The sequence below is a fragment of the Stenotrophomonas sp. RIT309 genome, assembly GCF_000632045.1.
Taxonomy (GTDB): domain Bacteria; phylum Pseudomonadota; class Gammaproteobacteria; order Xanthomonadales; family Xanthomonadaceae; genus Stenotrophomonas; species Stenotrophomonas indicatrix.
On record NZ_JFYS01000023.1, the window covers coordinates 106910 to 128231 of the forward strand.

Consider the following 21322-nt stretch of genomic DNA (forward strand, 5'->3'; position numbering starts at 1 on the left):
ATTCGTGCACCATCACTTCGATCAGCAGCAGGTTGTATGCGGAGGGAAGCCATCCTGCTGCGGCGCGGAGGCGATCACTGGGCAGGCCCTCGGCCACGACACCGAAGTGCCGGAAGTAGATCAGGCTGCGCTTGAGATGCAGGCCTGAAGTCACCAGCACCACCCGGAGACTGTCGTGCTGGATGATTCGGCTGCTGTTCCTGGCGTTCTGCCAGGTGTTCACGCTGGCCTGCTCGCGGACAATGTGGCCCGCAGGCACGCCCAGCGCAATCAGTTCACGCGCGTAGACGTCGGCTTCCGTGGCGTTGTCCGGCGTCGTGGCACCTCCACTGACCAGCACCGCGCAGGTTTCGCCGTTGCGCTCGCAGGCGAGGTAGCGTTGCGCTGCGGCCATCAACCGGCTATTGCCAGCCAGGCTTGGCCTAGAGCTGTGAGCATCCTGATCGATGCCAGCGCCCAGCACGACAATGGCCGTGCGTGGGTGCGGCGCCGGTGCAATGCTTGAAGGTGCGTCCTGTGCCAGGTCCAGCAGCCATTGCGTGATGGGCGGGCTCGCGCTGGCCAGGATCGCCAGCGGCGCCAAGGCCAGCGCGGCGGCGCTGCGTACGTGTTGCTTTCGGACAAGAACAGCGCACAAAAGTAGCAGGAAAAGTGTCAAGGCCAGCATGACGAACCTCAGGACAATTTGAATGGATTCCGATGGCGTTGCGCGATGGGCGCTTCCATGCTGGATGCCATGGATCTGAAGCGAATGTCACTCCCGGTCAGATGTGCTGCCATCGTGGGCGCCATCCTGCTCGCGGTTGCTGTCGGGCTTCTTCTCGGTAGCACGCTTCCGCAGCTGTTCCTGCAGATCCATCAACGGATGCAGTAGTCCGTATGTCTCGCACGCTGTCGCTTCAGGCCTCTGGTCGAGCGTTGCGGAACGCGGATAAGCATCTCTCCAGGTGTTGAATGCGACAGGCGGAGGAACGCAATGCGGCGCTTGAACACAACGCAAGGGGCACAGTCGCGGCAGTACCCTGCAGACGGTCCTGAGCTCGGCGAGCGATCTATGCTCAGCCTGATTGCAGTGGCTGCGCCAGACCAGCTCTCATCATTCACCGCCGCCCTGGACGAGGCGATCTCGCGTTGGGTGAACGCTGCGGAGAATGAATCCTCTGGTTGTCTGGAACAGGAACTCTCGCGCGTGCATGCATTGAAAAGCGTAACTTCGGCGCTGGGCAGCCGCAGGATCGCCGATGCCTGCGAAGGCCTGGCTGACGCTCTCCGCTCCGGTGAAGTCATCGGCACCGTGCGTCTGCGCGGCTGCGCACTGGCGATCTCGGCACAGCGCCTGCTGCGGCGCACGACGGGTCAATCACTGACCAGGGGACGCTGACATGCATGGTCCGCACACGTCTTTGCACACCTCGTCCCCAGCAGCGCTGCTGCATGCCGCACGTGCGTTGGAGATGCACCGCCTGGCTATGTTGCTGTCGTGCCTGCAGGAGCCGCGCGCCAGCGGGTTCCGGGTGCTGTTGCAGGCGCTTGCGGTGCTGTGGTGCTGGCTCTGGCTGGATGGCCCGCAGCGGGTTCTGGCCGATGAGGCCGCGCGCGTGTTGCCGGTCGCCATCGTACTTCTGGCAGTGTCTGTGGCTTGGGCTCTCTTTATAAATCTCTGCTCGCAGCGTCGCCGTACGTGGTACGACGCGGCGGGTCTTCTGCTCAGTCTGGTCATGGTGGCCATCCAGGTGCACTCGGCCTTCATCCTGTTGATGGCGCTCAATGCAATCCTGCCGTTCCTCGTCATTGCTGCGACGGTGGCTTACGGACGCAAGGCCATGGCGCCGGCAATCGCGGTAACGGCATTGGCTTTGCTGTGGGCAGCACCCGAAGGCTACTGGTTTTCGCGGCCCGCCTATCTGGCCTATGCGCTGGCACTGACCATCCTGTTGCCGCTGGTCGTGGCGTCACTGGTGGCTGCAATGCGCGAAATCGCGTTGCGTGCCATTGCATCGCGCGAGGCGCAGGGGCGATTCGTCGGCACAATGAGCCATGAGCTTCGCACACCGCTCAATGCGATCATCAGCGGTATCCAGCTTCTGGAAGTCGATACGGCAAGTGCTGCCCAGCGACATGCACTGGCCACGGTTGCCAGGCAGGCACAGGCGCTCAGGCATCGCATCGATGATGTCCTCGACGTTGCCAGCATTGATGGTGGCAAGCTGCAGCTGCGGCCACATCCCTGTTCGCTGTTTTCCATCATCGAGGCGGCGCAGGCCAGCTGTATGCCTGCGGCTGCCGACAAAGGCGTGGTTCTGCAGGTGGACGCAGGGAGGCCGGACGTATGGATGCTGGCAGATGGCGGTCGCATCGAACAGGTGGTGACCAATCTTCTCTGCAATGCCATCAAGTTCAGCCCCATGGCGGGAGAGGCGAAGGTCTCGGTTGGCGCCGTTCGATCAGCAGAGGACTGGCTGGTGCGGATCTCGGTCTGCGACTCCGGGACGGGCATCGATGATGCGCAGAGAGAGATGATTTTCTCGCCCTTCGTGCAGGTCAGCCAGGGCGAAGCGCGCTGCGAGCAGGGGGTCGGGCTCGGGCTGTACATCGTTCGGCTGATCTCTGATGCCATGGGCGGAACGATCAACGTAGGCCGCAGCGACGCCGGGGGCGCCTCATTCGTGTGGTCCTTCACTGTGGCCGCGGCCGATGAGGCTGATCCGCTTCCTTCCCTGGAACAGCTCTTCCAGTCGCACGCGGCGTTGGTTCGTCCGCTGCACTGCCTGCTGTTCGAGGACGTGGAGACCAACCGCGACGTGGTGCGGCACCTGCTGCAGTGTGCCGGCCATCGCCTCAGCTGCCGCCATGATGGTCACGATGCGCAGGCCATCATCAAGGCACTGGCGCCCGACGTCGTTCTGCTTGATCTGCATATGCCTGGCTGCAGCGGATGGGATGTACTGGAGGTACTGGTCAGGGACCCTGAGTCGCCCCCCGTTCTGGTGATGAGCGCAGATACCCGGGTACAGGTGATCGAGAGGGCGCGTGCGCTGGGTGCGGCCGGCTTTCTGTGCAAGCCACTGGACATCCAGGAGGTCCTGAATAGGTTGCGCGATGTTGCGGGACGCGGTGGTTCCGGTGCAACGGTGTAGGGCCACGCGTGCGCAAGGCCCTACCTGTTCCGACCCCGGTGCGGTGGCTCTGGCAGGTGCCGACCTTGGTCGGCACGTTGTTTCATCGGTCGACCAGAGGTCAGCGCCGACCAAGGTCGGCGTCTACCACAGCAGGCGTCCGTCCCCGGGGGGGATCAATCCCAAGCCGGTGCGATGCCTTCCGGATTGGCCAGGCGGTGGCCACGGTCCAGCTTGGCGATCTGCGCCATGTCGTCTTCGGTCAGGCGGATCGCGGCGGCTTCCAGGTTGCTGGCCAGGTTCTCGCGCTTGGTCGATGACGGAATGACCGCGTAATCCTGCTGCAGCGCCCATGCCAGCGCGATCTGTGCCGGGCTGGCCTGATGACGGCCGGCGATGGCCTGGATCACTGGGTCCTTGATCACCTCGCCGTAGGCCAGGCTCATGTAGGCAGTGACGCGGATCCCGTTGTCCTGCAGGAACTTCACCAGCAGGCGGTTCTGCAGGTAGGGGTGGATCTCGATCTGGTTGGTGGCGATGGCATCGGCGCCGAGGATCTCGATCGCCTTGCGGGTCTGTGCGATGGTGAAGTTGGAGATACCGATCTCCCGAGCCAGCCCCTGTGCCTTGGCCTCAGCCAGGGCAGGCAGGTATTCCTCCATCGGCGTATCGACCTTGTCGTTCGGTGACGGCCAGTGGATCAACGCCAGGTCGACATGGTCGGTGCGCAGCTTTTCCAGACTGGTGCGCAGGCTGGCCAGCAGCGCATCGCGCTTGAACTCGGTGATCCACACCTTGGTGGTCAGGTAGATCTCGTCACGCGGCACGCCCGACTCGGCGATGGCCTGGCCGACCTCGGCTTCGTTGCCGTAGATCTGCGCGGTGTCGATGGCGCGGTAGCCGACGTCCAGCGCGTTGCGCACCGAGTCGATCACGGTCTGGTCTTTCAGGCGGAAGGTGCCGAGGCCGAAAGCGGGGACAGTCATGGAGAACTCCAAAGCGGGGGAAGGAGGTGATCGCAAAGGGTAGGGCAGGGGCCGTGTGCATGCCGGCAACGGTGCATTGCATGCATCAGTGCGCGTTCACCGCAATGCCTTCGGCGCGATCGTCGATACCGTCGCGACGGTCCAGGCGGCCGCTGAGTGCCGTCAGTGCGAACGCACCGACCACCACCAGCGCACCCAGCCACGGCGTATGCATCAGGCCGATGTGCTCGACCACCAGGCCGCCCAGCGACGCACCCAGCGCGATGCCGATGTTGAAGGCGGCGATGTTCAGGCCCGAGGCCACATCGGTCGCCTGCGGTGCGTAGCGCTGTGCCTGCTTGACCACATACACCTGCAGGCCGGGCACGTTGCCGAACGCCACCGCGCCCAGTGCCAGCACGGTCAGCAGCATCAGCCAGGTGTTGTGGGCGGTGAAGGTCATGACCAGCAGCACGATGGCCAGCAGCGCGAAGATGCGCTTCAGCGCGGGAATCGGGCCCATGCGGTCGGCCATGCGGCCGCCCCACAGGTTGCCGATCGCCACCGACACGCCATACACCAGCAGCACCAGGCTGACCGCGTTGGCCGAGAAGCCGGTGACGTCCTGCAGGATCGGCGCCAGGTAGGTGAAGGACAGGAAGGTGCCGCCGTAGCCAAGCGCGGTGATGGCATACACCATCAGCAGGCGCGGCTGCGCCAGCACGCCCAGCTGCTGGCGGAAGGTGGCCGGCGCGCTCTGTGCCAGGCCGCGCGGCACGAACAGCAGGCTGCCCAGCAGCGCGATCACGCCCAGGCCGGCCACGGCCAGGAACGTGGCGCGCCAGCCCAGGTGCTGACCGATGAAGGTGCCCAGCGGCACGCCGGTCACCAGCGCCACGGTCAGGCCGGTGAACATGATGGCGATCGCGCTGGCGGCCTTCTCTTTCGGCACCACGGCGGTGGCGATGATCGAGCCGATGGAGAAGAACACGCCGTGGGCCAGGCCGGTGAGGATGCGGGCGACGATCAGCGAGGTGTAGCCCGGTGCCATCCATGCGATGACGTTGCCGAGGGTGAACAGCACCATCAGCGCCACCAGCAGGGTCTTGCGCGGCACGCGGCCGGTGAGCGCGGTCAACACCGGCGCGCCGACGGCCACGCCCAGGGCATACAGGGAGACCAGCAGGCCGGCCGAGGGCAGGCTGACCTGCAGGTCGGCGGCGATGGTCGGGATCAGGCCGACGATGACGAATTCGGTGGTGCCGATGGCAAAGGCACCGAGGGTCAGCGCCAGCAGGGCGAGCGGAATGCCACGGATCATGACAGTGTCCAGAGGGAAGGAAGGCGCGCAGTGTGCGCGGCCGACCTTTGCCGAAAAACCGGTCTTCACGCCAATCACTCTTGCCGCGTGGTCAATAATGGCGCCATGAAAACCACCCTCGACGAAATGCAGGCCTTCCTGGCGGTGATCGACAGCGGTTCGATCAGCGCGGCTGCCGAGCAGCTGGGGCAGACACCTTCGGGCGTGAGCCGCGCGCTGGGCCGTCTGGAGGACAAGCTGGGCACGACCCTGCTGACCCGCACCACCCGCCGCCTGCACCTGACCGCCGAGGGCGAGGCCTACCTGCGCCATGCGCGGGCGATCATCGATGCGGTGGAATCGGCCGAGGAACAGATGGCGGCGCGGCGCGAGCGTCCGGCTGGCCGGCTGCGGGTGGATGCAGCGATGCCGTTCGTGCTGCACGTGATCGCGCCGCTGGTCGCTGGTTACCGCGCGCGCTATCCGGACGTGCAGCTGGAGTTGAACAGTTCCGAGCGCTACATCGACCTGCTGGAACGGCGCACCGATCTGGCGATCCGTATCGGCCCGCTGGCCGATTCCACCCTGCATGCGCGGCCGCTGGGGCGCTGCCGGCTGCAGGTGCTGGCCAGCCCGGCCTATCTGGCCACGCACGGCGAGCCGGCCAGCGTGGTGGCATTGGGTCAGCACACGCTGCTGGGGTTCAACGAGCCGGAGTCATTGAACCGTTGGCCGCTGCCGGGCGATGCCGAGGGGCAGCTGCTGGTGCGCCCGGACATCGCGGTGTCCAGCGGCGAGACCCTGCGCACGCTGGCGGTGGAGGGCGTGGGCATCACCTGCCTGTCCGACTTCGTGACCGAACGCGACCGCGCGGCCGGCACCCTGGTGCCGGTGCTGGCCGCGCAGACGCTGGATGTGTACCAGCCGATCCATGCGGTGTACTACCGCAACACGGCCGTATCGGCACGGATCAGCTCGTTCCTGGATTACCTGGGCGAGGCGATGGCCGCCTCGGATTACCTGCGCTGATGGAGTGTCCGGGTTGCCGGCCAGCGGCCGGCATTACCGGGAATCGCACGCATGGTAGTGCCGGCCGCTGGCCGGCAACCCCCACACTGCCCGGTGGATCTGTCAGGCCGCGCGCGCCAGCGCACCCTTGCTCGCCGTCGCGGTTCCCAGATCAAACACATCCACCGCTTCGATCAGGCGATCCGCCTGCTGTTCCAGGCTGCGTGCCGCGGCGCTCGCTTCTTCCACCAGCGCGGCATTCTGCTGGGTGGTGCCATCCATCTGGATGATGGTCTGGCTGACCTGCTCGATGCCGGCCGACTGCTCCTGCGACGCAGCGGAGATCTCGGCCATGATGTCGGTCACGCGCTGCACCGACGCGACGATCTCGGCCATGGTGTCGCCGGCCTGGCGCACACGCTGCGCACCGTGGCCAACCTGTTCCACCGACGCCTCGATCAGCGATTTGATTTCCTTGGCCGCCGCCGCCGACCGCTGTGCCAGCGTACGCACTTCACTGGCGACCACCGCGAATCCACGGCCCTGCTCGCCGGCACGCGCCGCTTCCACCGCTGCATTCAGCGCCAGGATGTTGGTCTGGAACGCGATGCCGTCGATGACGCTGATGATGTCGGCGATCTGCCGCGACGAGCCTTCGATCGCATCCATCGTCGCCACGACCTGGCCGACCACTTCACCGCCGTGCGAGGCCACGCTGTGCGCACCGATCGCCAGCTGGTTGGCCTGCCGCGCATGCTCGGCGTTCTGGCGCACGGTGGAGGTCAGTTCCTCCATCGACGCGGCGGTTTCTTCCAGGTTCGCCGCCTGCTGTTCGGTGCGGCGCGACAGGTCGTTGTTGCCGGCGGAAATTTCCGCAGCGGCGGTGTGGATGCTGCCGGAGGCGTGCTTGATGTCGCTGACGATCGTCGCCAGCTGTGCGGCGGTGGCGTTGGCATCCCCCGCAATGCGGGCGAACACGCCCTGGAAGTCGCCGTCCATACGCGCACCCAGTCGACCATCGGCAATGGCACGCAGCATGGCCGAGACCTCGCCCAGGTTCTGTTCGGTGGTCTGCATCAATCGGTTCAGGCCATCGACCATCGCGCGGAAATCATGCTCGAAGCGCGCACTGTCGCCGCGTTGGCTGAAATCGCCTGCTGCCGCAGCTTCGGCCAGGCGGCGGATTTCGCCGTTGATCGCGCCCAGGTTGGATTTCACCGCATCCAGCGCCTGGGTGATCACGGCCTTCTCGCCGGGCAGGCGTTCCATGTCCAGGCTGAGATCGCCCACTGCATAGCGGCCCATGATCGTGATCGCGCGCATCTTCACCTGGATGTGCGCATCGACCAGGGTGTTGGTGTCGGCCACCATCGTGCCGTAGGCGCCGGGGAAGGCGCTGCTGTCCATGCGGTGGCTGATCGTGCCGGCGTCGTGTGCCCTTGCCATCGCGGTCTGCGCATCAAGCACGCCACGCAGGGTGCTCTGCACGGCCTGCATCGCCTGTGCCAGGCGACCGATCTCGTCGCGGCTGCGCACCTGCACCACGTGGTCGAGGTCACCGGCGGCAACCGCACGCGCGGCCGCTTCCACCGCCAGCACCGGCTGCACCACGGCGCGCCGCAGCCACCAGCCAAGGGCGATCAGCAGCAGCACGGCGGCGCCGATGGTCAGCGCGGCGCACACCACCAGCACCTGTCGGGAATCCTGCGAACGCGCGGTCACTGCAGCCTCGGCTACCTCGGTGGCACGCATGCTCAGGGCATCCAGCGCACTGGCCACCGGACGGTCCTTGCCGCGCACCAGGGAATCGCCGACCGCCGGGTCGTAGCTGGCGTCAGCGAAGGCCTGCAGTGCGGCGTGGTAGTCCTGCTGCAACTGTGCGTGCAGGCCGGAAAACGCCTGCGCCAGTTCGCGCGTGCGCGCATCGGGGCTGGCGGCCAGGCCCGTGGCCAGTTCGGCAACGACGCGGCCTTCGTTGTCGAAGGCCTGCAGGTGATGCTGGCGCAGCGCGTCATCGTGGCCGCGCAGCAGCAGGTTCTTCCACTCCTGTACCTGTCCGCGGAATTCGCGTTGCAGGCGCTCGGCATCGCGGCTGTGTGCAACCTCCGGCGGTACGTCGGTGGACAGCTTCAACCAGGCCGACGCCAGGCCCGCCAAGGCGCATACCAGGACAACAGCCAGACCAACAGAAACGGCACCGAGCAGCTTCGACTGCAGCCGCGGCGCATGGGAAGAGGCTTTCATGGGACGAGATCTCGGAAGGGGTGCGATGCGGTATCGACCGTCCTTGAGCGCTCTGAAGTGCGATGTCTGTCACATTACCGTTCTGTTTAGTGATGTGAAGGTTATGTTTACTTGGACAAATGTGTCCATTTGGAACAAAAGCAGACCCTCGACAGGTGGTTTAAATGTAACTATTGTTGTTACATGAAATCCGCGAATCCGCTTTCCGACGCGCTGCACGTGATGGCCCATCTGGTCGGCCAGCACGGGCCGCGAACCTCCGAACAGCTGGCGACCTGCCTGCCGACCCATCCGGTGGTGATCCGCCGCCTGCTGGCGCAGATGCACAAGGCCGGCCTGGTACGCAGCACGCGCGGCCACGGTGGCGGCAGCCAGCTCGCCCGCGATGCGGCGACGATCACCCTGTACGACGTCTACCAGGCCATCGGCGCGCCGCCGATGGTCCAGGTCGGTACCCGCGAAGGCAGGGGCGGCTGCCCGATCCAGCAGCTGGTCAACCAGGCCCTGCTGGAGAGTGCCCGCGAAGCGCAGCGCCTGCTCGAGCAGCGGCTGCAGGCAACCACCCTCGACCAGCTTGGCGCCGACTTCGCCCGCCATCTTGCCCATCACCGTTCCCTGGAAGGTCACCATGAATCCTGATGTCCTCATCGTCGGCGGCAGCTACGCCGGCATCGCCGCCGCACTGATCCTGGCGCGTGCGCGCCGGCCGGTCACGATCATCGATGCGGGTTCGCCGCGAAACCGTTTCGCCAGCCATTCGCACGGCGTGCTGGGCCTGGACGGCATCAGTGGCGCCGAGTTGTTGAAGAACGCGCGCCAGCAACTGCTGGACTACCCGAGCGTGCGTTGGCTGAATGCCGAAGCGGTGCAGGCCACGCTCCGCACCGAAGGTGTGGAGGTGCGTACGGCCGACGGCCAGGTACTGACCGCGCGCAAGCTGCTGCTGGCCACCGGTATCGCCGACCAGCTGCCCGATCTGCCCGGCCTGGCCGAGCGCTGGGGCAGCACCGTGCTGCACTGCCCGTACTGCCATGGTTATGAAGTGGGTGGCGGTTCGATCGGCCTGCTCGGCGGCCATCCGATGTCGGCCGGCAAGGCGCCGCTGTTCGCCGACTGGGGCAACGTCACCTTCTTCAGCCAGGGCCTGCCGATCAGCGAGGAGGAGCTGGCCGCCATGCAGCAGCGCGGCGTGCAGGTGGAAACCACGCCGGTGGTAGGTGTGCACGGCGAGCAGCCGACGTGGCTGGAAGTGGAACTTGCCGACGGTCGCCGAGTCGCCCAGCGTGCGCTGTTCGTGCCGGCCATGCAGCAGATGGCCACGCCGCTGGTACAGCAGCTGGGCTGCGCGCTGGTGGAGAGTCCGCTGGGCGTGCTGGCCGAGGTGGACATGATGAAACAGACCTCGGTGCCGAACGTGTACGCCGCCGGTGATGCGACCACGGTCGGCAACATCACGTTGGCCATGGCCGAAGGCGTGCGCGCGGGCATCGGCATGCACCATGCGCTGGTGGCCGAGGACAGCCTGCCGCGCTGAGGCAAAGCATCCACGCATGGCGCGGATCCGTTGAAGGGTGCCGACGTTGGCCGGCACCCTCCGCCTTCAACCTTCCACGCTGGCCGCGTCCAGCTGCGCCACATCCTGCACGCTCAACGCCACGTTCGCCGCCGCCAGCAGGTCGTGCAGCTGCTCCACGCTGGTGGCACTGACGATTGGTGCGGTGATCGACGGCCGTGCGATCTGCCACGCCAGCGCGATCTGCGCGGCAGTGGCGTTGTGCTTGCTGGCCACGTCATCCAGTGCTTGCAGAATGCGCAGGCCGCGCGGGTTCAGGTAACGCTTGACCACGGTGGCGCCGCGCGCGGAACTCTTGCCGGCATCGTCCGGCGTGCGGTACTTGCCACTGAGGAAGCCGCTGGCCAGTGCGTAGTAGTTGATCACGCCGATCTGCTCGCGCTGCACCAGCGGTTCCAGTTCCTTCTCGTAGCCGGCGCGGTCGTACAGGTTGTACTCCGGCTGCAGGGTTTCATAGCGCGGCAGCCCGTAGTCGGTGGAGACCTTCAAGGCATCGGCAAGACGCGTGGCGCTGTAGTTGGACGCGCCAATCGCGCGCACCTTGCCCGCCTCGATCAGGCGACCGAACGCGGCCAGGGTCGCTTCCAGCGGCGTGGATTCATCGTCCTCGTGAGCCTGGTACAGATCGATCACCTCGGTCTGCAGGCGACGCAGCGAATCCTCCACCGCCGCATTGATGTTGTCCGGGGTGAGGCCGGGGCGCTCGGCCCATTTGGCTACCTTGGTCGCCAGCACCACCTTGTCGCGCTTGCCGCTGCGCGCGAACCACTTGCCCAGCAGTGTCTCCGACTCGCCACCCTGGTTGCCCGGCACCCACGCCGAGTACACGTCGGCGGTGTCGACCAGGTTGAAGCCGGCATCGACGAAGGCATCCAGCAGGGCGAAGCTGGCCTTCTCATCGGCGCTCCAGCCGAACACGTTGCCACCGAAGGCGAGCGGAGCTACATGCAGGCCTGAACGGCCCAGTTCGCGGTTTGCCGTCATGGGCACGGACTCCTTGGGGGAAGTCCTTCAGGATAGAACGCGATGTGTGACCGCGCTGCGGCGCTGACCACAAAACTGTGTTCCGCACCGCGCACGCGGCTAACGTTTTGTGAACACCTGCGGCGCGGCGGCTGCTAGTCTCGCCGCATCTTCCGCTGGAGTCGCCCCGATGATTGCTGCCTCATCCCTGCGTGGTTGCCGCCTGCTGCTTGCTTCGGCCCTGCTGGTTGCCGTTCCCGCATTCGCCGCGCCGGCCACGGTCGCACCGGCAAAGATCCAGGTGTCGCCCGCGATCGATGCCGCGGTGAAGGCCTCGACCCGCGACCCCGCCAACGTCAAGCGCGACGGTTTCCGTCATCCTGCGCAGACCTTGGGCTTCTTTGGCGTCGCGCCGGAAAAGACCGTCATCGAGATCACCCCGGGCAATGGCTGGTACTCGGAGATCCTGGCGCCGCTGCTGCGCGACAAGGGTCATTACATCGCTGCGGTGGTCGATCCGCAGGCCGTGGCTGAAGGTCGTGGCCGCGACTATCAGCAGCGCAGCCGCCACAGCCTGGAAAAGAAGTACGCCGCCGCACCGGCACAGTTCGACAAAACCACCGTGGTTGCCTACGACCCGGCCAAGCCGGTGTTCGGTGCAGCCAACTCGGCCGATGTGGTGCTGACCTTCCGCAACGTGCACAACTGGCGGAAAGCCGGCCAGGCGCAGGGCATGTTCCAGGGCTTCTTCAACGTGCTCAAGCCGGGCGGCGTGCTCGGCGTGGTCGAGCACCGCGCCAAGGCCGACGTGGCCGACGCTGACGACACCGGTTATGTGGGCCAGCAGCAGGTGATCGCGATGGCCGAGGCCGCCGGTTTCAAGCTGGACGCGCGCACCGAGGTCAATGCCAACCCGCGCGATACCAAGGACCATCCGAATGGCGTGTGGACCCTGCCGCCGACCAACCAGCATGACAAGGCGGATGACGCCAAGTACCAGGCCATCGGTGAAAGCGACCGCATGACCCTGCGTTTCGTGAAGCCGTGACCCGGTAGCGCCGGGCCATGCCCGGCGAGCACGCGGCGTGGCATGGGACAATGCCCTGCCCGCCGCCTGCCGTCCCCGCGATGCTGATTGCCTTCAACAAGCCGTTCAACGTGCTCTGCCAGTTCACCGACCGCAGCGTGCCGCCGCGGCCGACATTGGCAGGCTTCGGTTTGCCGCCGCGCGTCTACGCTGCCGGCCGCCTCGACCATGACAGTGAAGGCCTGCTGCTGCTGACCGACAACGGAACGCTGGCGCACAAGTTGACCGACCCGAAGCACAAGGCGGACAAGCTCTACTGGGTGCAGGTGGAAGGCACGCCCAGCGATGGGCAGCTGCAGCAGCTGCGCGATGGCGTGGTGCTCAATGACGGGCCGACGCTGCCGGCGAAAATCGAGCGCCTCGATCCTGCGCCTGGACTGTGGCCGCGCGATCCCCCGGTGCGCTTCCGCAAGACGGTGCCCGACAGCTGGCTGGCGATCACGATCCGCGAGGGGCGTAACCGCCAGGTGCGGCGGATGACCGCTGCGGTGAACCTGCCGACGCTGCGGCTGGTACGCGCTGCAATGGGGCCATACCGGCTGGATGACCTGCAGCCCGGGCAGTGGCGGCAGATCGGCTGAAAAAAAGGCCGGAGGCCTTGCGGCGTCCGACCCTCGTGCAGCGTCATGGGGTCAGAGCCCTTCCTGCGGAAGGGATCCGACCCCGGTCAATCAGGCGTCGCTGCCGATATCGCTGTGCTCGTCGACCACGGTGTCGTTGCGGCGATCGCGCGCATTGATGCGCTGGGCCTGGCCGTTGACCACATGGCCATTGGCGGCCTTCTTCTTCTGCTGCTTGCGGTACAGCGCATAGCCCAGCAGGCCTACGCCCACGGCAGCTGCCGCGATGGTCACCGCCGGATTGCGGCGGGCGAACTTGGTGGCGACCTTGCCGCCAGTCTTCACCGCGCCAAGGGCGGCACCGGTCTTGATCCAGTCGCTGGCCTGCGGGCCGAGGTGACGCAGGCTGCCGCCCGCGCTCTTCAGGCCATCGCCTGCGGTATGGGCCAGGTCGAGGGCGCGCTCCAGGGCGCGGTCGGTGATTACGGTCAGCTTGCTCATGCGGGGGTGTCCTTGCCTCGGGTCGAAGTCCAGTGTCGCCTGTTGCCCGTAAACGGTATGTCAGTCAGGCGGGCGCGTGGTGTGACTCTACCGCAGCCATTCAGGAACGGGCGGGGTGTCGGCGCGCATCACGTCCCGCGCGGCTTGGCCCGGTGGGTCGCCGTAGCCGTCCAAGGGTCGTCCGGCCACGGGTGGCGCGGGTAACGGCCCTTCATCTCCTTCTTCACCTCGGCGTAGGTGTTCTCCCAGAAATTGCGCAGATCCTGGGTGACCTGCAACGGCCGGCCACCCGGCGACAGCAGGTGCAGGGTCAGCGGCACCCGGCCATCGGCGATGCGTGGCGTATCGGCCAGGCCGAACAACTCCTGCAGCTTCACCGCCAGCACCGGCGGCAGCGGCTCGCCGCTTTCGCCGTCCAGCGCGTAGCTGATCGGCCGCTCCAGCCCCGACGGCACGGTGATCCGGGTGGGCGCGTGGCGCTCGACCAGCTGCCGTTGCGACCATTCCAGTGGCGACTTCAGCGCTTCGCCGAAACTGGCCTCGTCCAGTGCATCCAGCCGTGTCCTGCCCGCGAACGCCGGCTGCAGCCACTGCGCACGGTTGGCCAGCAATGCGGCGTCACTGCAGTCGGGCAGGCCCAGCTCGGGCATCCAGCGCCGCAGCGATTCCACCCGTGCCTGCCACTGGCGCAGACCGTCGGTCCATGGCAATGCCTGCAGGCCGAGCTCGGCAACGGCGTCGGTGAGTGCCTGCGCCGCCAGCTGCGGATCAACCCGGCCAGCCGAACGGCTGTCCATCACGATGCGGTCGAAGCGTGTTTCGCGCAGCGCGACCAGGGCGCGGCGGGTGTCATCCCAGCGCACCGCGTCTTCGGTCACGAAGCGCTCGGGCCAGTGCCTGCGCAGAAAGCCTTCATCCACCGGTGCGGCGCGCAGCAGCAGCGCGTCGCGCGCCTCGAAGCGCAGTTCGCTGGCCACCAGCCACGGTTCGCCCCGCAGGTCGCTCAGTTCATGCAGGCGGGCGCTGCGACCGTTGGCCAGCAGGTAACGCAGCGGGTCGTTCGGATGCTGGAAGGCAATGCGGTCGGGGAAGGCATAGGCCAGCAGGTCGCCCAGTTCGTGGGCCTCGATGCTGGCGGGCGGTGTAGCGTCACAACGCAGGCGACGGCGCCACTGTTTGGCAGCGGCATCGATGGCGGCCAGGCCACTGCGATTGGCATCGGCCGGCGCACGGCCGTTGCGGAAGGCCGCCAGTGCGCGCCAGCGTGCGGCCAGTGCATCACCGCCCTGGCGCAATGGGTCACGAGCTTCCAGCAATGCCGCCAGATCGGCGGCCAACGCCTGCGCGCGGGCATCAGCTGCGGCCAGCAGCATCGCGGCCATCCGCGGATGGGTGCCCAGCGCCAGCACGCGACGGCCAAGTGCAGTGATCGCGCCGCTGCTCGACAACGCGCCCAGGCGCTGCAGCAGTTCGCGTGCGGCGGCCATCGGCCCGGTCGGTGGCGGGTCGAGGAAGCGCAGGTCGCTGCTGCCCCAGGCGGCCAGTTCCAGCGCAAGGCCGGCCAGTTCAACCTGGTCGATCTCGGCGCGACGCTGCGGTTCCAGCCGCTGCGACTGCGGCCACAGCCGCCAGGCCACGCCCTCGGCCACGCGCCCGGCACGGCCGGCACGCTGGTCGGCCGAGGCCTGCGCAATGGCGACCACGTCCAAGCGGGTGAATCCACTGTTGGGGTCGTAGCGGGGCTCGCGCGCCTGGCCGCTGTCGATCACCACGCGCACGCCGGGCAGGGTCACCGAGGATTCGGCGACGTTGGTGGCCAGCACCACGCGGCGGCGGCCGTCGCTGGCGGCCTGCAGCACGCGTGCCTGCTGTTCCACCGGCAGTTCACCGTGCAGGGCCAGGACGTCCACCGCAGCGCCAGCAAGGCTGTCCTGCAGGCCTGCCTGCACGCGTGCTATCTCACGTTGGCCGGGCAGGAATACCAGCAGGTCACCGGGGTGCTCGGCCAGCGCCTGCTGCGCCGCGCGTCGCACCTGCAGTTCCAGCGCCTCGTCACGCCGGGCAGGGAAGTGGCTGATCGCCACCGGATAGCTGCGGCCTTCGCTGCTCAGTCGTGGTGCATCGAGGAAGCGCGCCAGGCGTTCGCCATCGAGCGTCGCCGACATCACCAGCAACCGCAGGTCATCGCGCAGCTGCGACTGCACGTCCAGCGCCAGCGCCAGGCCCAGGTCGCCACTGAGGTGGCGCTCGTGGAATTCATCGAACAGGATCGCACCCACGGTTTCCAGCATTGGATCGTCCTGCAGCATCCGGGTCAGGATGCCCTCGGTGACGACCTCGATGCGCGTGCGCGCCGATACCTTGTTCTCGAAGCGGATGCGGTAGCCGACGATGCCGCCGACCTCCTCACCGAGCTGGCGCGCCATGAACATCGCGGCACTGCGCGCGGCCACCCGGCGTGGTTCCAGCAGGATGATCCTGCGACCCTCCAGCCACGGCGCATCGAGCAGCGCCAACGGCACCTGGGTGGTCTTGCCCGCGCCAGGCGGGGCTTCCAGCACCAGCCGCGGGTGCACGGCCAGGTGCTGCTGGATCTGCGGCAGCAGCGGAGAGATGGGGAATTGCGGGGCGTTCATCTGCAAAGGATAAGGGGCCATGGAGGGCACGGGTACAATGCGCGGGTTTTCCTGCCTCTGCTGCCCCCATGCATCTGATCGATATCGGCGCCAACCTGACCCACGACTCCTTCGACCGCGACCGCGACGCCGTGCTGGACCGCGCACGCCAGGCCGGTGTGGTGCAGATGATCATCACCGGTGCCAGCCGCGAGCATTCGCCGCTGGCCCTGCAGCTGGCGCAGCAGCACCCGGGCTTCCTGTACGCCACCGCCGGCGTGCACCCGCACCACGCGGTGGAGTACACCGACGAGTGCGATGCGGAGATGCGCGCGCTGCACGCCCATGCCGAAGTGGTGGCGGTGGGTGAGTGCGGGCTGGATTATTTCCGCGATTTCTCGCCGCGCCCGGCGCAGCATCGCGCGTTCGAGCGCCAGCTGCAGCTGGCTGCAGACAATGGCAAGCCGCTGTTCCTGCACCAGCGCGACGCGCATGCCGATTTCATGGCGCAGATGAAGAATTTCGAAGGCCGCATCGGTCCGGCCGTGGTGCACTGCTTCACCGGCGAGCGCCAGGAGCTGTTCGATTATCTCGACCAGGACTGGTACATCGGCATCACCGGCTGGCTGTGCGACGAGCGCCGTGGCGGTCACCTGCGCGAGCTGGTGAAGAACATTCCGGCCAGCCGGTTGATGATCGAGACCGACGCACCGTACCTGCTGCCGCGCACCTTGAAGCCGATGCCGAAGGACCGCCGCAACGAACCGGTGTTCCTGTCGCACATCGTGGAAGAGCTGGCGCGGGACCGTGGCGAGGATGTGCAGACCACGGCCGCAAACGCCACGGCTGCCACGCGTGCGTTCTTCCGGTTGCCGGACGCCGCCTGATCGGCAAACGGTAGTGCCGGCCGCTGGCCGGCAACCTCACGATCTTCGCAGGGATGCCGCAGTTGCCGGCCAGCGGCCGGCACTACCCGTCAGCCGGGAGCGCCCGGATCCGGTAGCGCCGGCCATGCCCGGCGAGCGAGGCGGCAATATCCGTCAGCGGGGAGCGTCCGGATCCGGTAGCGCCGGGCCATGCCCGGCGAGCGAAGCGGCAAGATCCGTCAGTCCTTCGCGATAGGTCGGAAAGCGCGGCGTCCAGTCCAGCGCTTGGCGCGTGCCCCGGCTGTCGATGCGCTTGCTGCTCTGGTAGAAGCGCCGCAATGTCGCGCTCACTGATGGATCGTCCCAGGCCACCGCGGGCGGCAAGGTAAATCCCCCCAGCTGCGCGGCGAAGGCCAGTACATCCTGCGGCGGTGCCGGTTGGTCATCGCTCGGCAGATACAGCGCACTGGCCGTGGGGCGTTGCATCGCGGCGATCACCACCGCAGCCAGGTCGTCCACGTGCAGGCGATTGAACACCAGCCCTGGCCGCACCACGTGCCGCGCGCGGCCCTGCGCCAGCTGCAGCAGCGCGTTGCGCCCGGGTCCGTAGAGGCCCGGCAGGCGGAACATCGCCGAGGCGATACCGCGCGCATCCGCCAGCGCACGCCATTGCGTTTCGGCGAGGCGACGCTGCATGCCTGCCGGCCCGGTGGCATCGGCCACGCTGTGCTCATTGATCCAGCCACCGTCGCGGTCGCCGTAGACCGAGGTCGACGACAGGTAACCGAGCCAACGCAGTGAACTGCTGTCGCGCAACGCGGCATGCAGCAGGCGCAGCGCCGGGTCGCCCTCGGCATCGGGAGGGACGCTGCACAGCACCGCGTCGGCATGGGCAATCGCAGCGAGCAGGCTCGGGGCAAGCGCGGCGTCAGCACGCAGCTGATGACGCAGCGGGCCATCGTCAGGTGCCGACGCCGGATCGCGCACCGTGCCTTCCACGTGTACGCCCTGGGCCTGAAGGCGCGCGGCCAACACGCGGCCACTCCAGCCCATGCCGAGGATCAGTACGCGCTTCGGCAATGGGCCAGGCATGTTCATCGGATCACACCGCGCGCTGGGCCTGGTAGGCCTGCAGGCTGCTGTAGGCGACCTGCAGCAGCAACGCTTCCTGGCCCGCGGCGCGCGCACGCGCCAGCATGTCGCCGACGATCTGGGCCGCTTCCACCTGCTGGCCTGCCTCCAGGTCGCGCAGCATCGACGCCTTCAACGCCGAACCGGCCTGGGTCAGGGTGCCACGCGCGGTGTCCTGCGCCGCCTGCGGCACCGGCTCACCCGCTGCTTCGGCCACCGCCAGGCATTCGTCATAGAGCCCACGCACGATGGCGTCGCCGTCATCGGTGGCCACGATCGTGCCGATGTCCGCACGCAGCAGGCAGGTGGCCGCCGCCAGCGCGGTCAGGAACGTGTACTTGATCCACTGTTCCTGGCCGATGTGCTCACTGGCCAGATGATCGAGATTGGCCTGCGCACACGCTGCTGCGAACGCCTGCACGCGCGCGGAGATCGCACCGCCATCGCGTTCGCCGAAGGTCAGCTTGGCCGGCTTGCCCAGGTGCAGCACGGCGCCATCAGGCGCCTTGGTCGCACTGATGAAGCACAGACCGCCGAGCACGGCGTCGCGGCCGAAGCGCGCGTCGAGCGCGTTGTAGTGATGCAGGCCGTTGAGGATCGGCAGCACGGTGGTACCCGCGCCCACCGCCGGGGCGATGGCATCGATCGAGCTGTCCAGATCGTAGGCCTTGCAGCTGAGGATCACCAGATCGAACGGCTTGTCCGCAGCCAGCGCAGGCAGGGCATCTGCGGTGACGTGCTGCACCGGGAACGTGGCATCGCCCACCGGGCTGCGCAGCACCAGGCCATCACGATCCAGCTGCGCGGCGCGCGCGGGGCGCACTAGGAAGGTCACGTCCACGCCAGCCTGGGCCAGGCGACCACCGAAGTAACCGCCGGTACCGCCGGCGCCGAGGATCAGGATACGCATTGCACGCTCACTGCAGTTGGGGGATTCACTGCAGCGATTGTGCCGGAGTTTGCGGCCAACGGCTGAGCCCCTCGTGGTGGTTTGAAGCGCAAGCTGTGTTTGGGTCGGGCGGGGTGGGCTCACGGGGGGCGCCGCAAGTACGTCCGTGTAGGCTTGGCCGCGCCATCCATGGCGCGGACACCCCCGCGAGCCCACCCCGCCCGACCCCTGACGGTTTCCGTGTGCGTCCACCACGGAAAACAAAGAAGAAAATCAAAAGCAACAGCGGGTCGCTTCGCTCGTTCCTCGCGATCATCTTTCCGATGGATCCATATCCATCAGCTCACAAACGAAAAGAGCCGAGCAGATGCTCGGCTCCATCGCGAATGTTTCATCCACGCATGGCGTGGATCTACTGTGTCGACCAGGGTCGACACCCACCAACAGCGGCACGGACGCCGTTCCGACAGCAGCGGAAAACTGTCGAAGGCGGGGTGGTGTCGGGTTGCGGGGTGTCCGCGCCATGGATGGCGCGGCCAAGCCTACAAGGACGTACTTGCGGCGTCCCCGCAACCCGACACCATCCCGCCATCCCACGGATATCTCGCTTTTGACGTTGACGTTGACGTTGCTGTTGCTGTTGCTGTTGCTGTTGCTGTTGCCGGCCAGCGGCCGGCACTACCACTGCGGGTGCAGGGCCGCAGGCCCTGCAGAACAGCCTCAGCTGCGCATGCCCACGCCACGGCGCAACAACCACAGCGCCAGCGCCGTCAGCACCACCACGAAACCGATCATCAGCGCATACGCCACCACCACCGGCACATCGCTGCTGCCCAGCAGGCCATAGCGGAACGCGTTGACCATGTAGAAGATCGGGTTCGCGTGCGTGGCCGCCTCCGCCCATGGCGGCAGCAGCTCCACCGAATAGAACACGCCGCCCAGGTAGGTCAGCGGAGTCAGGATGAAGGTCGGCACGATCGCCACGTCATCGAACTTCTTCGCATACACCGCGTTGATGAAGCCGGCCAGCGAGAAGATCGTCGCGCCCAGGATCACCGTGGTCAGCGTCACCAGCGGATGCGGGATGCGCACCGGAGTGAAGAACATCGCGATGATCAGCACGATCACGCCCACCATCAGGCCACGCAGCACCGCACCGGCCACGTAGCCCCACAGGATCACCCAGTTCGGCATCGGGCTGACCAGCAGCTCTTCCACGTGGCGGCCGAACTTGGCGCCGAAGAACGAGGAGCTGATGTTGCCGTAGCTGTTCTGGATCACGCTCATCATCACCAGGCCCGGCACGATGAACTGCATGTAGGTGTAGCCGCCCATGTCGCCCACGCGCGAACCGATCAGGCCGCCGAAGATCAGGAAGTACAGGGTCATGGTGATCGCCGGCGGTACCAGGGTCTGGCCCCAGATGCGCATGATGCGGGCGACTTCGCGGCGCACGATGGTCATCAGTGCGATGCGGTTGCGCTGGCCGTCGGTCAGGACCGGGGTCGGGGTGCTGCTCATGCGGACGTCTCCTGGTTGCCGGTGAGGCGCACGAACAGTTCCTCCAGGCGGTTGCTCTTGGTACGCATCGAGCGCACGCGGATGCCCGCCGCGTTCAGTGCCTCGAACACGCGGTTGAGGTCCATCGCACGTGGCATGTCGATGTCCAGCGTATGGCCGTCGGTGGCGGTCAGGGTTGCCCCCTCGATCACCGGCAACTGGGCGGGCAGGGTGCCGTCGATGTCCAGCAGGAAGCCTTCCACGTCAAGCTTGGCCAGCAGTTCGCGCATCGGGCCCTGGGTGACGATCTGGCCGTGGTCGATGATGGCCAGGTTGCGGCACAGGTGCTCGGCCTCTTCCAGGTAGTGGGTGGTGAGGATGATCGTGGTGCCGGCGGCGTTGATCTCCTTCAGCACCCGCCACATGTCGCGGCGGATCTCGATGTCCACGCCAGCGGTCGGTTCGTCCAGGATCAGCAGGCGCGGCCGGGTCATCATCGCGCGGGCGATCATCAGCCGGCGCTTCATGCCGCCGGACAGGGTGCGGCTCATCACCTGCGCCTTCTCCCACAGGTGGGCGCGCTTCAGCTCGACTTCGGCCATCTGCTCGGCTTCGGCGCGCGGCACGCCGTAGAAGCCGGCGTAGTTCACCAGGATGTCGAAGGGCTTTTCAAACAGGTTGAAGTTGATCTCCTGCGGCACCAGCCCGATCAGGCGCATGGTGGCGCTGCGGTTGCGCACCAGGTCGCTGCCGAACACTTCCACCTGGCCCTCGCTGAGGTTGACCAGGGAACTGATGATGCCGATCAGGGTGGACTTGCCGGCACCGTTCGGGCCCAGCAGGGCGAAGAAGTCGCCCGGGGCCACTTCCAGCGAGACCCCTTTCAGGGCCTGGGTGCCGTTGTCATAGGTTTTACGCAGGTCGCGCACGCGCAGGGCGGGCGCCGTATCGTTCAGGGAAGCCAAGCTCGAAGCCTTCGCGCCCATGGGCTGGCGCTGGAGAGG

18 protein-coding genes and 1 pseudogene are annotated in these 21322 nt (G+C 66.9%); 8 read left to right on the plus strand and 11 right to left on the minus strand.

Annotation, left to right across the window (positions count from 1 at the left end; translation table 11 throughout):
• Positions 1-4: 4 nt before the first annotated feature.
• Positions 5-667, minus strand: a pseudogene (locus tag BW38_RS21535) (YdcF family protein); the annotation flags it as partial.
• Between the two features lie 309 nt (positions 668-976).
• Here BW38_RS21535 and BW38_RS07285 point away from each other — a divergent pair.
• Both BW38_RS07285 and BW38_RS07280 read left to right on the plus strand, forming a co-directional pair.
• Entirely contained in the window at positions 977-1381 is a 405-nt protein-coding gene (locus BW38_RS07285; protein WP_032976819.1) for a hypothetical protein, read from the plus strand.
• A 73-nt stretch (positions 1382-1454) separates the two neighbouring features.
• The gene (locus tag BW38_RS07280) at positions 1455-3137 is read left to right on the plus strand and encodes an ATP-binding protein (RefSeq protein WP_235189965.1); all 1683 of its coding nucleotides are present in this window, start codon (positions 1455-1457) and stop codon (positions 3135-3137) included.
• Positions 3138-3292: 155 nt separating this feature from the next.
• Here BW38_RS07280 and dkgB read toward each other — a convergent pair whose 3' ends face one another.
• Both dkgB and BW38_RS07270 read right to left on the minus strand, forming a co-directional pair.
• Positions 3293-4102: a 2,5-didehydrogluconate reductase DkgB gene (gene dkgB / locus BW38_RS07275; protein ID WP_032976821.1), complete on the minus strand. Its 810-nt coding sequence runs from the start codon at positions 4100-4102 to the stop codon at positions 3293-3295.
• 85 nt (positions 4103-4187) lie between these two features.
• A complete protein-coding gene (locus BW38_RS07270; RefSeq protein WP_032976822.1) occupies positions 4188-5402 on the minus strand; it encodes an MFS transporter in 1215 nt (404 codons plus the stop codon).
• 105 nt (positions 5403-5507) lie between these two features.
• Between BW38_RS07270 and BW38_RS07265 the strand changes: the two genes are divergently transcribed.
• Complete coding sequence (locus BW38_RS07265; RefSeq protein WP_025877600.1) at positions 5508-6410, plus strand: LysR family transcriptional regulator; 903 nt, start codon at positions 5508-5510, stop codon at positions 6408-6410.
• 102 nt (positions 6411-6512) lie between these two features.
• Here the strand turns inward: BW38_RS07265 and BW38_RS07260 are convergent, their stop codons facing one another.
• A complete protein-coding gene (locus tag BW38_RS07260; RefSeq protein WP_032976823.1) occupies positions 6513-8633 on the minus strand; it encodes a methyl-accepting chemotaxis protein in 2121 nt (706 codons plus the stop codon).
• Between the two features lie 183 nt (positions 8634-8816).
• On the opposite strand from BW38_RS07260, the gene BW38_RS07255 reads away from it, so the two are divergent.
• Both BW38_RS07255 and BW38_RS07250 read left to right on the plus strand, forming a co-directional pair.
• On the plus strand, positions 8817-9272 hold the full coding sequence (locus BW38_RS07255; RefSeq protein WP_032976824.1) for an Rrf2 family transcriptional regulator: 456 nt from the start codon (positions 8817-8819) through the stop codon (positions 9270-9272).
• Positions 9262-10167: an NAD(P)/FAD-dependent oxidoreductase gene (locus BW38_RS07250; RefSeq protein WP_032976825.1), complete on the plus strand. Its 906-nt coding sequence runs from the start codon at positions 9262-9264 to the stop codon at positions 10165-10167. Before BW38_RS07255 ends, BW38_RS07250 begins: the two co-directional genes overlap by 11 nt.
• A gap of 66 nt (positions 10168-10233) precedes the next feature.
• On the opposite strand, the gene BW38_RS07245 is transcribed toward BW38_RS07250, so the two are convergent.
• Positions 10234-11190: an aldo/keto reductase gene (locus tag BW38_RS07245; RefSeq protein WP_032976826.1), complete on the minus strand. Its 957-nt coding sequence runs from the start codon at positions 11188-11190 to the stop codon at positions 10234-10236.
• Between the two features lie 169 nt (positions 11191-11359).
• Between BW38_RS07245 and BW38_RS07240 the strand changes: the two genes are divergently transcribed.
• Together BW38_RS07240 and BW38_RS07235 are read left to right on the plus strand one after the other, a co-directional pair.
• A complete protein-coding gene (locus tag BW38_RS07240) occupies positions 11360-12217 on the plus strand; it encodes a class I SAM-dependent methyltransferase (RefSeq protein WP_032976827.1) in 858 nt (285 codons plus the stop codon).
• Positions 12218-12297: 80 nt separating this feature from the next.
• Positions 12298-12837 carry a pseudouridine synthase gene (locus tag BW38_RS07235; protein ID WP_032976828.1) on the plus strand — a complete coding sequence of 180 codons (540 nt, stop codon included), beginning with the start codon at positions 12298-12300 and terminating at the stop codon, positions 12835-12837.
• Positions 12838-12927: 90 nt separating this feature from the next.
• Here BW38_RS07235 and BW38_RS07230 read toward each other — a convergent pair whose 3' ends face one another.
• Both BW38_RS07230 and hrpB read right to left on the minus strand, forming a co-directional pair.
• Positions 12928-13317 carry a hypothetical protein gene (locus BW38_RS07230; protein ID WP_025877588.1) on the minus strand — a complete coding sequence of 130 codons (390 nt, stop codon included), beginning with the start codon at positions 13315-13317 and terminating at the stop codon, positions 12928-12930.
• Between the two features lie 128 nt (positions 13318-13445).
• Positions 13446-15953 carry an ATP-dependent helicase HrpB gene (hrpB, locus tag BW38_RS07225; RefSeq protein ID WP_032976937.1) on the minus strand — a complete coding sequence of 836 codons (2508 nt, stop codon included), beginning with the start codon at positions 15951-15953 and terminating at the stop codon, positions 13446-13448.
• Positions 15954-16021: 68 nt separating this feature from the next.
• On the opposite strand from hrpB, the gene BW38_RS07220 reads away from it, so the two are divergent.
• Entirely contained in the window at positions 16022-16819 is a 798-nt protein-coding gene (locus BW38_RS07220) for a TatD family hydrolase (RefSeq protein ID WP_032976829.1), read from the plus strand.
• A gap of 153 nt (positions 16820-16972) precedes the next feature.
• On the opposite strand, the gene BW38_RS07215 is transcribed toward BW38_RS07220, so the two are convergent.
• The 4 genes from BW38_RS07215 to BW38_RS07200 form a co-directional block, all read right to left on the minus strand.
• Positions 16973-17896 (minus strand): NAD-dependent epimerase/dehydratase family protein, encoded by a 924-nt coding sequence (locus tag BW38_RS07215; RefSeq protein ID WP_032976830.1) that lies wholly within the window; start codon positions 17894-17896, stop codon positions 16973-16975.
• A 4-nt stretch (positions 17897-17900) separates the two neighbouring features.
• Positions 17901-18839 (minus strand): 2-dehydropantoate 2-reductase, encoded by a 939-nt coding sequence (gene panE, locus BW38_RS07210; RefSeq protein WP_032976831.1) that lies wholly within the window; start codon positions 18837-18839, stop codon positions 17901-17903.
• Positions 18840-19538: 699 nt separating this feature from the next.
• Positions 19539-20339, minus strand: coding sequence for an ABC transporter permease (locus tag BW38_RS07205; protein WP_025877578.1), 801 nt, complete (start codon positions 20337-20339; stop codon positions 19539-19541).
• Complete coding sequence (locus BW38_RS07200) at positions 20336-21304, minus strand: ABC transporter ATP-binding protein (RefSeq protein WP_051501690.1); 969 nt, start codon at positions 21302-21304, stop codon at positions 20336-20338. The genes BW38_RS07205 and BW38_RS07200 overlap by 4 nt, the downstream gene beginning before the upstream one ends.
• Positions 21305-21322: the final 18 nt, after the last annotated feature.

What these genes read in the sequence shown, in the direction of transcription:
- BW38_RS07280 (WP_235189965.1), top strand. Translation starts at nt 1,455, where the DNA reads ATGCACCGCCTGGCTATGTTGCTGTCGTGCCTGCAGGAGCCGCGCGCC.
- BW38_RS07200 (WP_051501690.1), bottom strand. Translation starts at nt 21,304, where the DNA reads ATGGGCGCGAAGGCTTCGAGCTTGGCTTCCCTGAACGATACGGCGCCC.
- BW38_RS07260 (WP_032976823.1), bottom strand. Translation starts at nt 8,633, where the DNA reads ATGAAAGCCTCTTCCCATGCGCCGCGGCTGCAGTCGAAGCTGCTCGGT.
- BW38_RS07235 (WP_032976828.1), top strand. Translation starts at nt 12,298, where the DNA reads ATGCTGATTGCCTTCAACAAGCCGTTCAACGTGCTCTGCCAGTTCACC.
- BW38_RS07285 (WP_032976819.1), top strand. Translation starts at nt 977, where the DNA reads ATGCGGCGCTTGAACACAACGCAAGGGGCACAGTCGCGGCAGTACCCT.
- dkgB (WP_032976821.1), bottom strand. Translation starts at nt 4,102, where the DNA reads ATGACTGTCCCCGCTTTCGGCCTCGGCACCTTCCGCCTGAAAGACCAG.
- BW38_RS07245 (WP_032976826.1), bottom strand. Translation starts at nt 11,190, where the DNA reads ATGACGGCAAACCGCGAACTGGGCCGTTCAGGCCTGCATGTAGCTCCG.
- BW38_RS07265 (WP_025877600.1), top strand. Translation starts at nt 5,508, where the DNA reads ATGAAAACCACCCTCGACGAAATGCAGGCCTTCCTGGCGGTGATCGAC.
- BW38_RS07220 (WP_032976829.1), top strand. Translation starts at nt 16,022, where the DNA reads ATGCATCTGATCGATATCGGCGCCAACCTGACCCACGACTCCTTCGAC.
- BW38_RS07205 (WP_025877578.1), bottom strand. Translation starts at nt 20,339, where the DNA reads ATGAGCAGCACCCCGACCCCGGTCCTGACCGACGGCCAGCGCAACCGC.
- BW38_RS07250 (WP_032976825.1), top strand. Translation starts at nt 9,262, where the DNA reads ATGAATCCTGATGTCCTCATCGTCGGCGGCAGCTACGCCGGCATCGCC.
- hrpB (WP_032976937.1), bottom strand. Translation starts at nt 15,953, where the DNA reads ATGAACGCCCCGCAATTCCCCATCTCTCCGCTGCTGCCGCAGATCCAG.
- panE (WP_032976831.1), bottom strand. Translation starts at nt 18,839, where the DNA reads ATGCGTATCCTGATCCTCGGCGCCGGCGGTACCGGCGGTTACTTCGGT.
- BW38_RS07240 (WP_032976827.1), top strand. Translation starts at nt 11,360, where the DNA reads ATGATTGCTGCCTCATCCCTGCGTGGTTGCCGCCTGCTGCTTGCTTCG.
- BW38_RS07215 (WP_032976830.1), bottom strand. Translation starts at nt 17,896, where the DNA reads ATGAACATGCCTGGCCCATTGCCGAAGCGCGTACTGATCCTCGGCATG.
- BW38_RS07230 (WP_025877588.1), bottom strand. Translation starts at nt 13,317, where the DNA reads ATGAGCAAGCTGACCGTAATCACCGACCGCGCCCTGGAGCGCGCCCTC.
- BW38_RS07255 (WP_032976824.1), top strand. Translation starts at nt 8,817, where the DNA reads ATGAAATCCGCGAATCCGCTTTCCGACGCGCTGCACGTGATGGCCCAT.
- BW38_RS07270 (WP_032976822.1), bottom strand. Translation starts at nt 5,402, where the DNA reads ATGATCCGTGGCATTCCGCTCGCCCTGCTGGCGCTGACCCTCGGTGCC.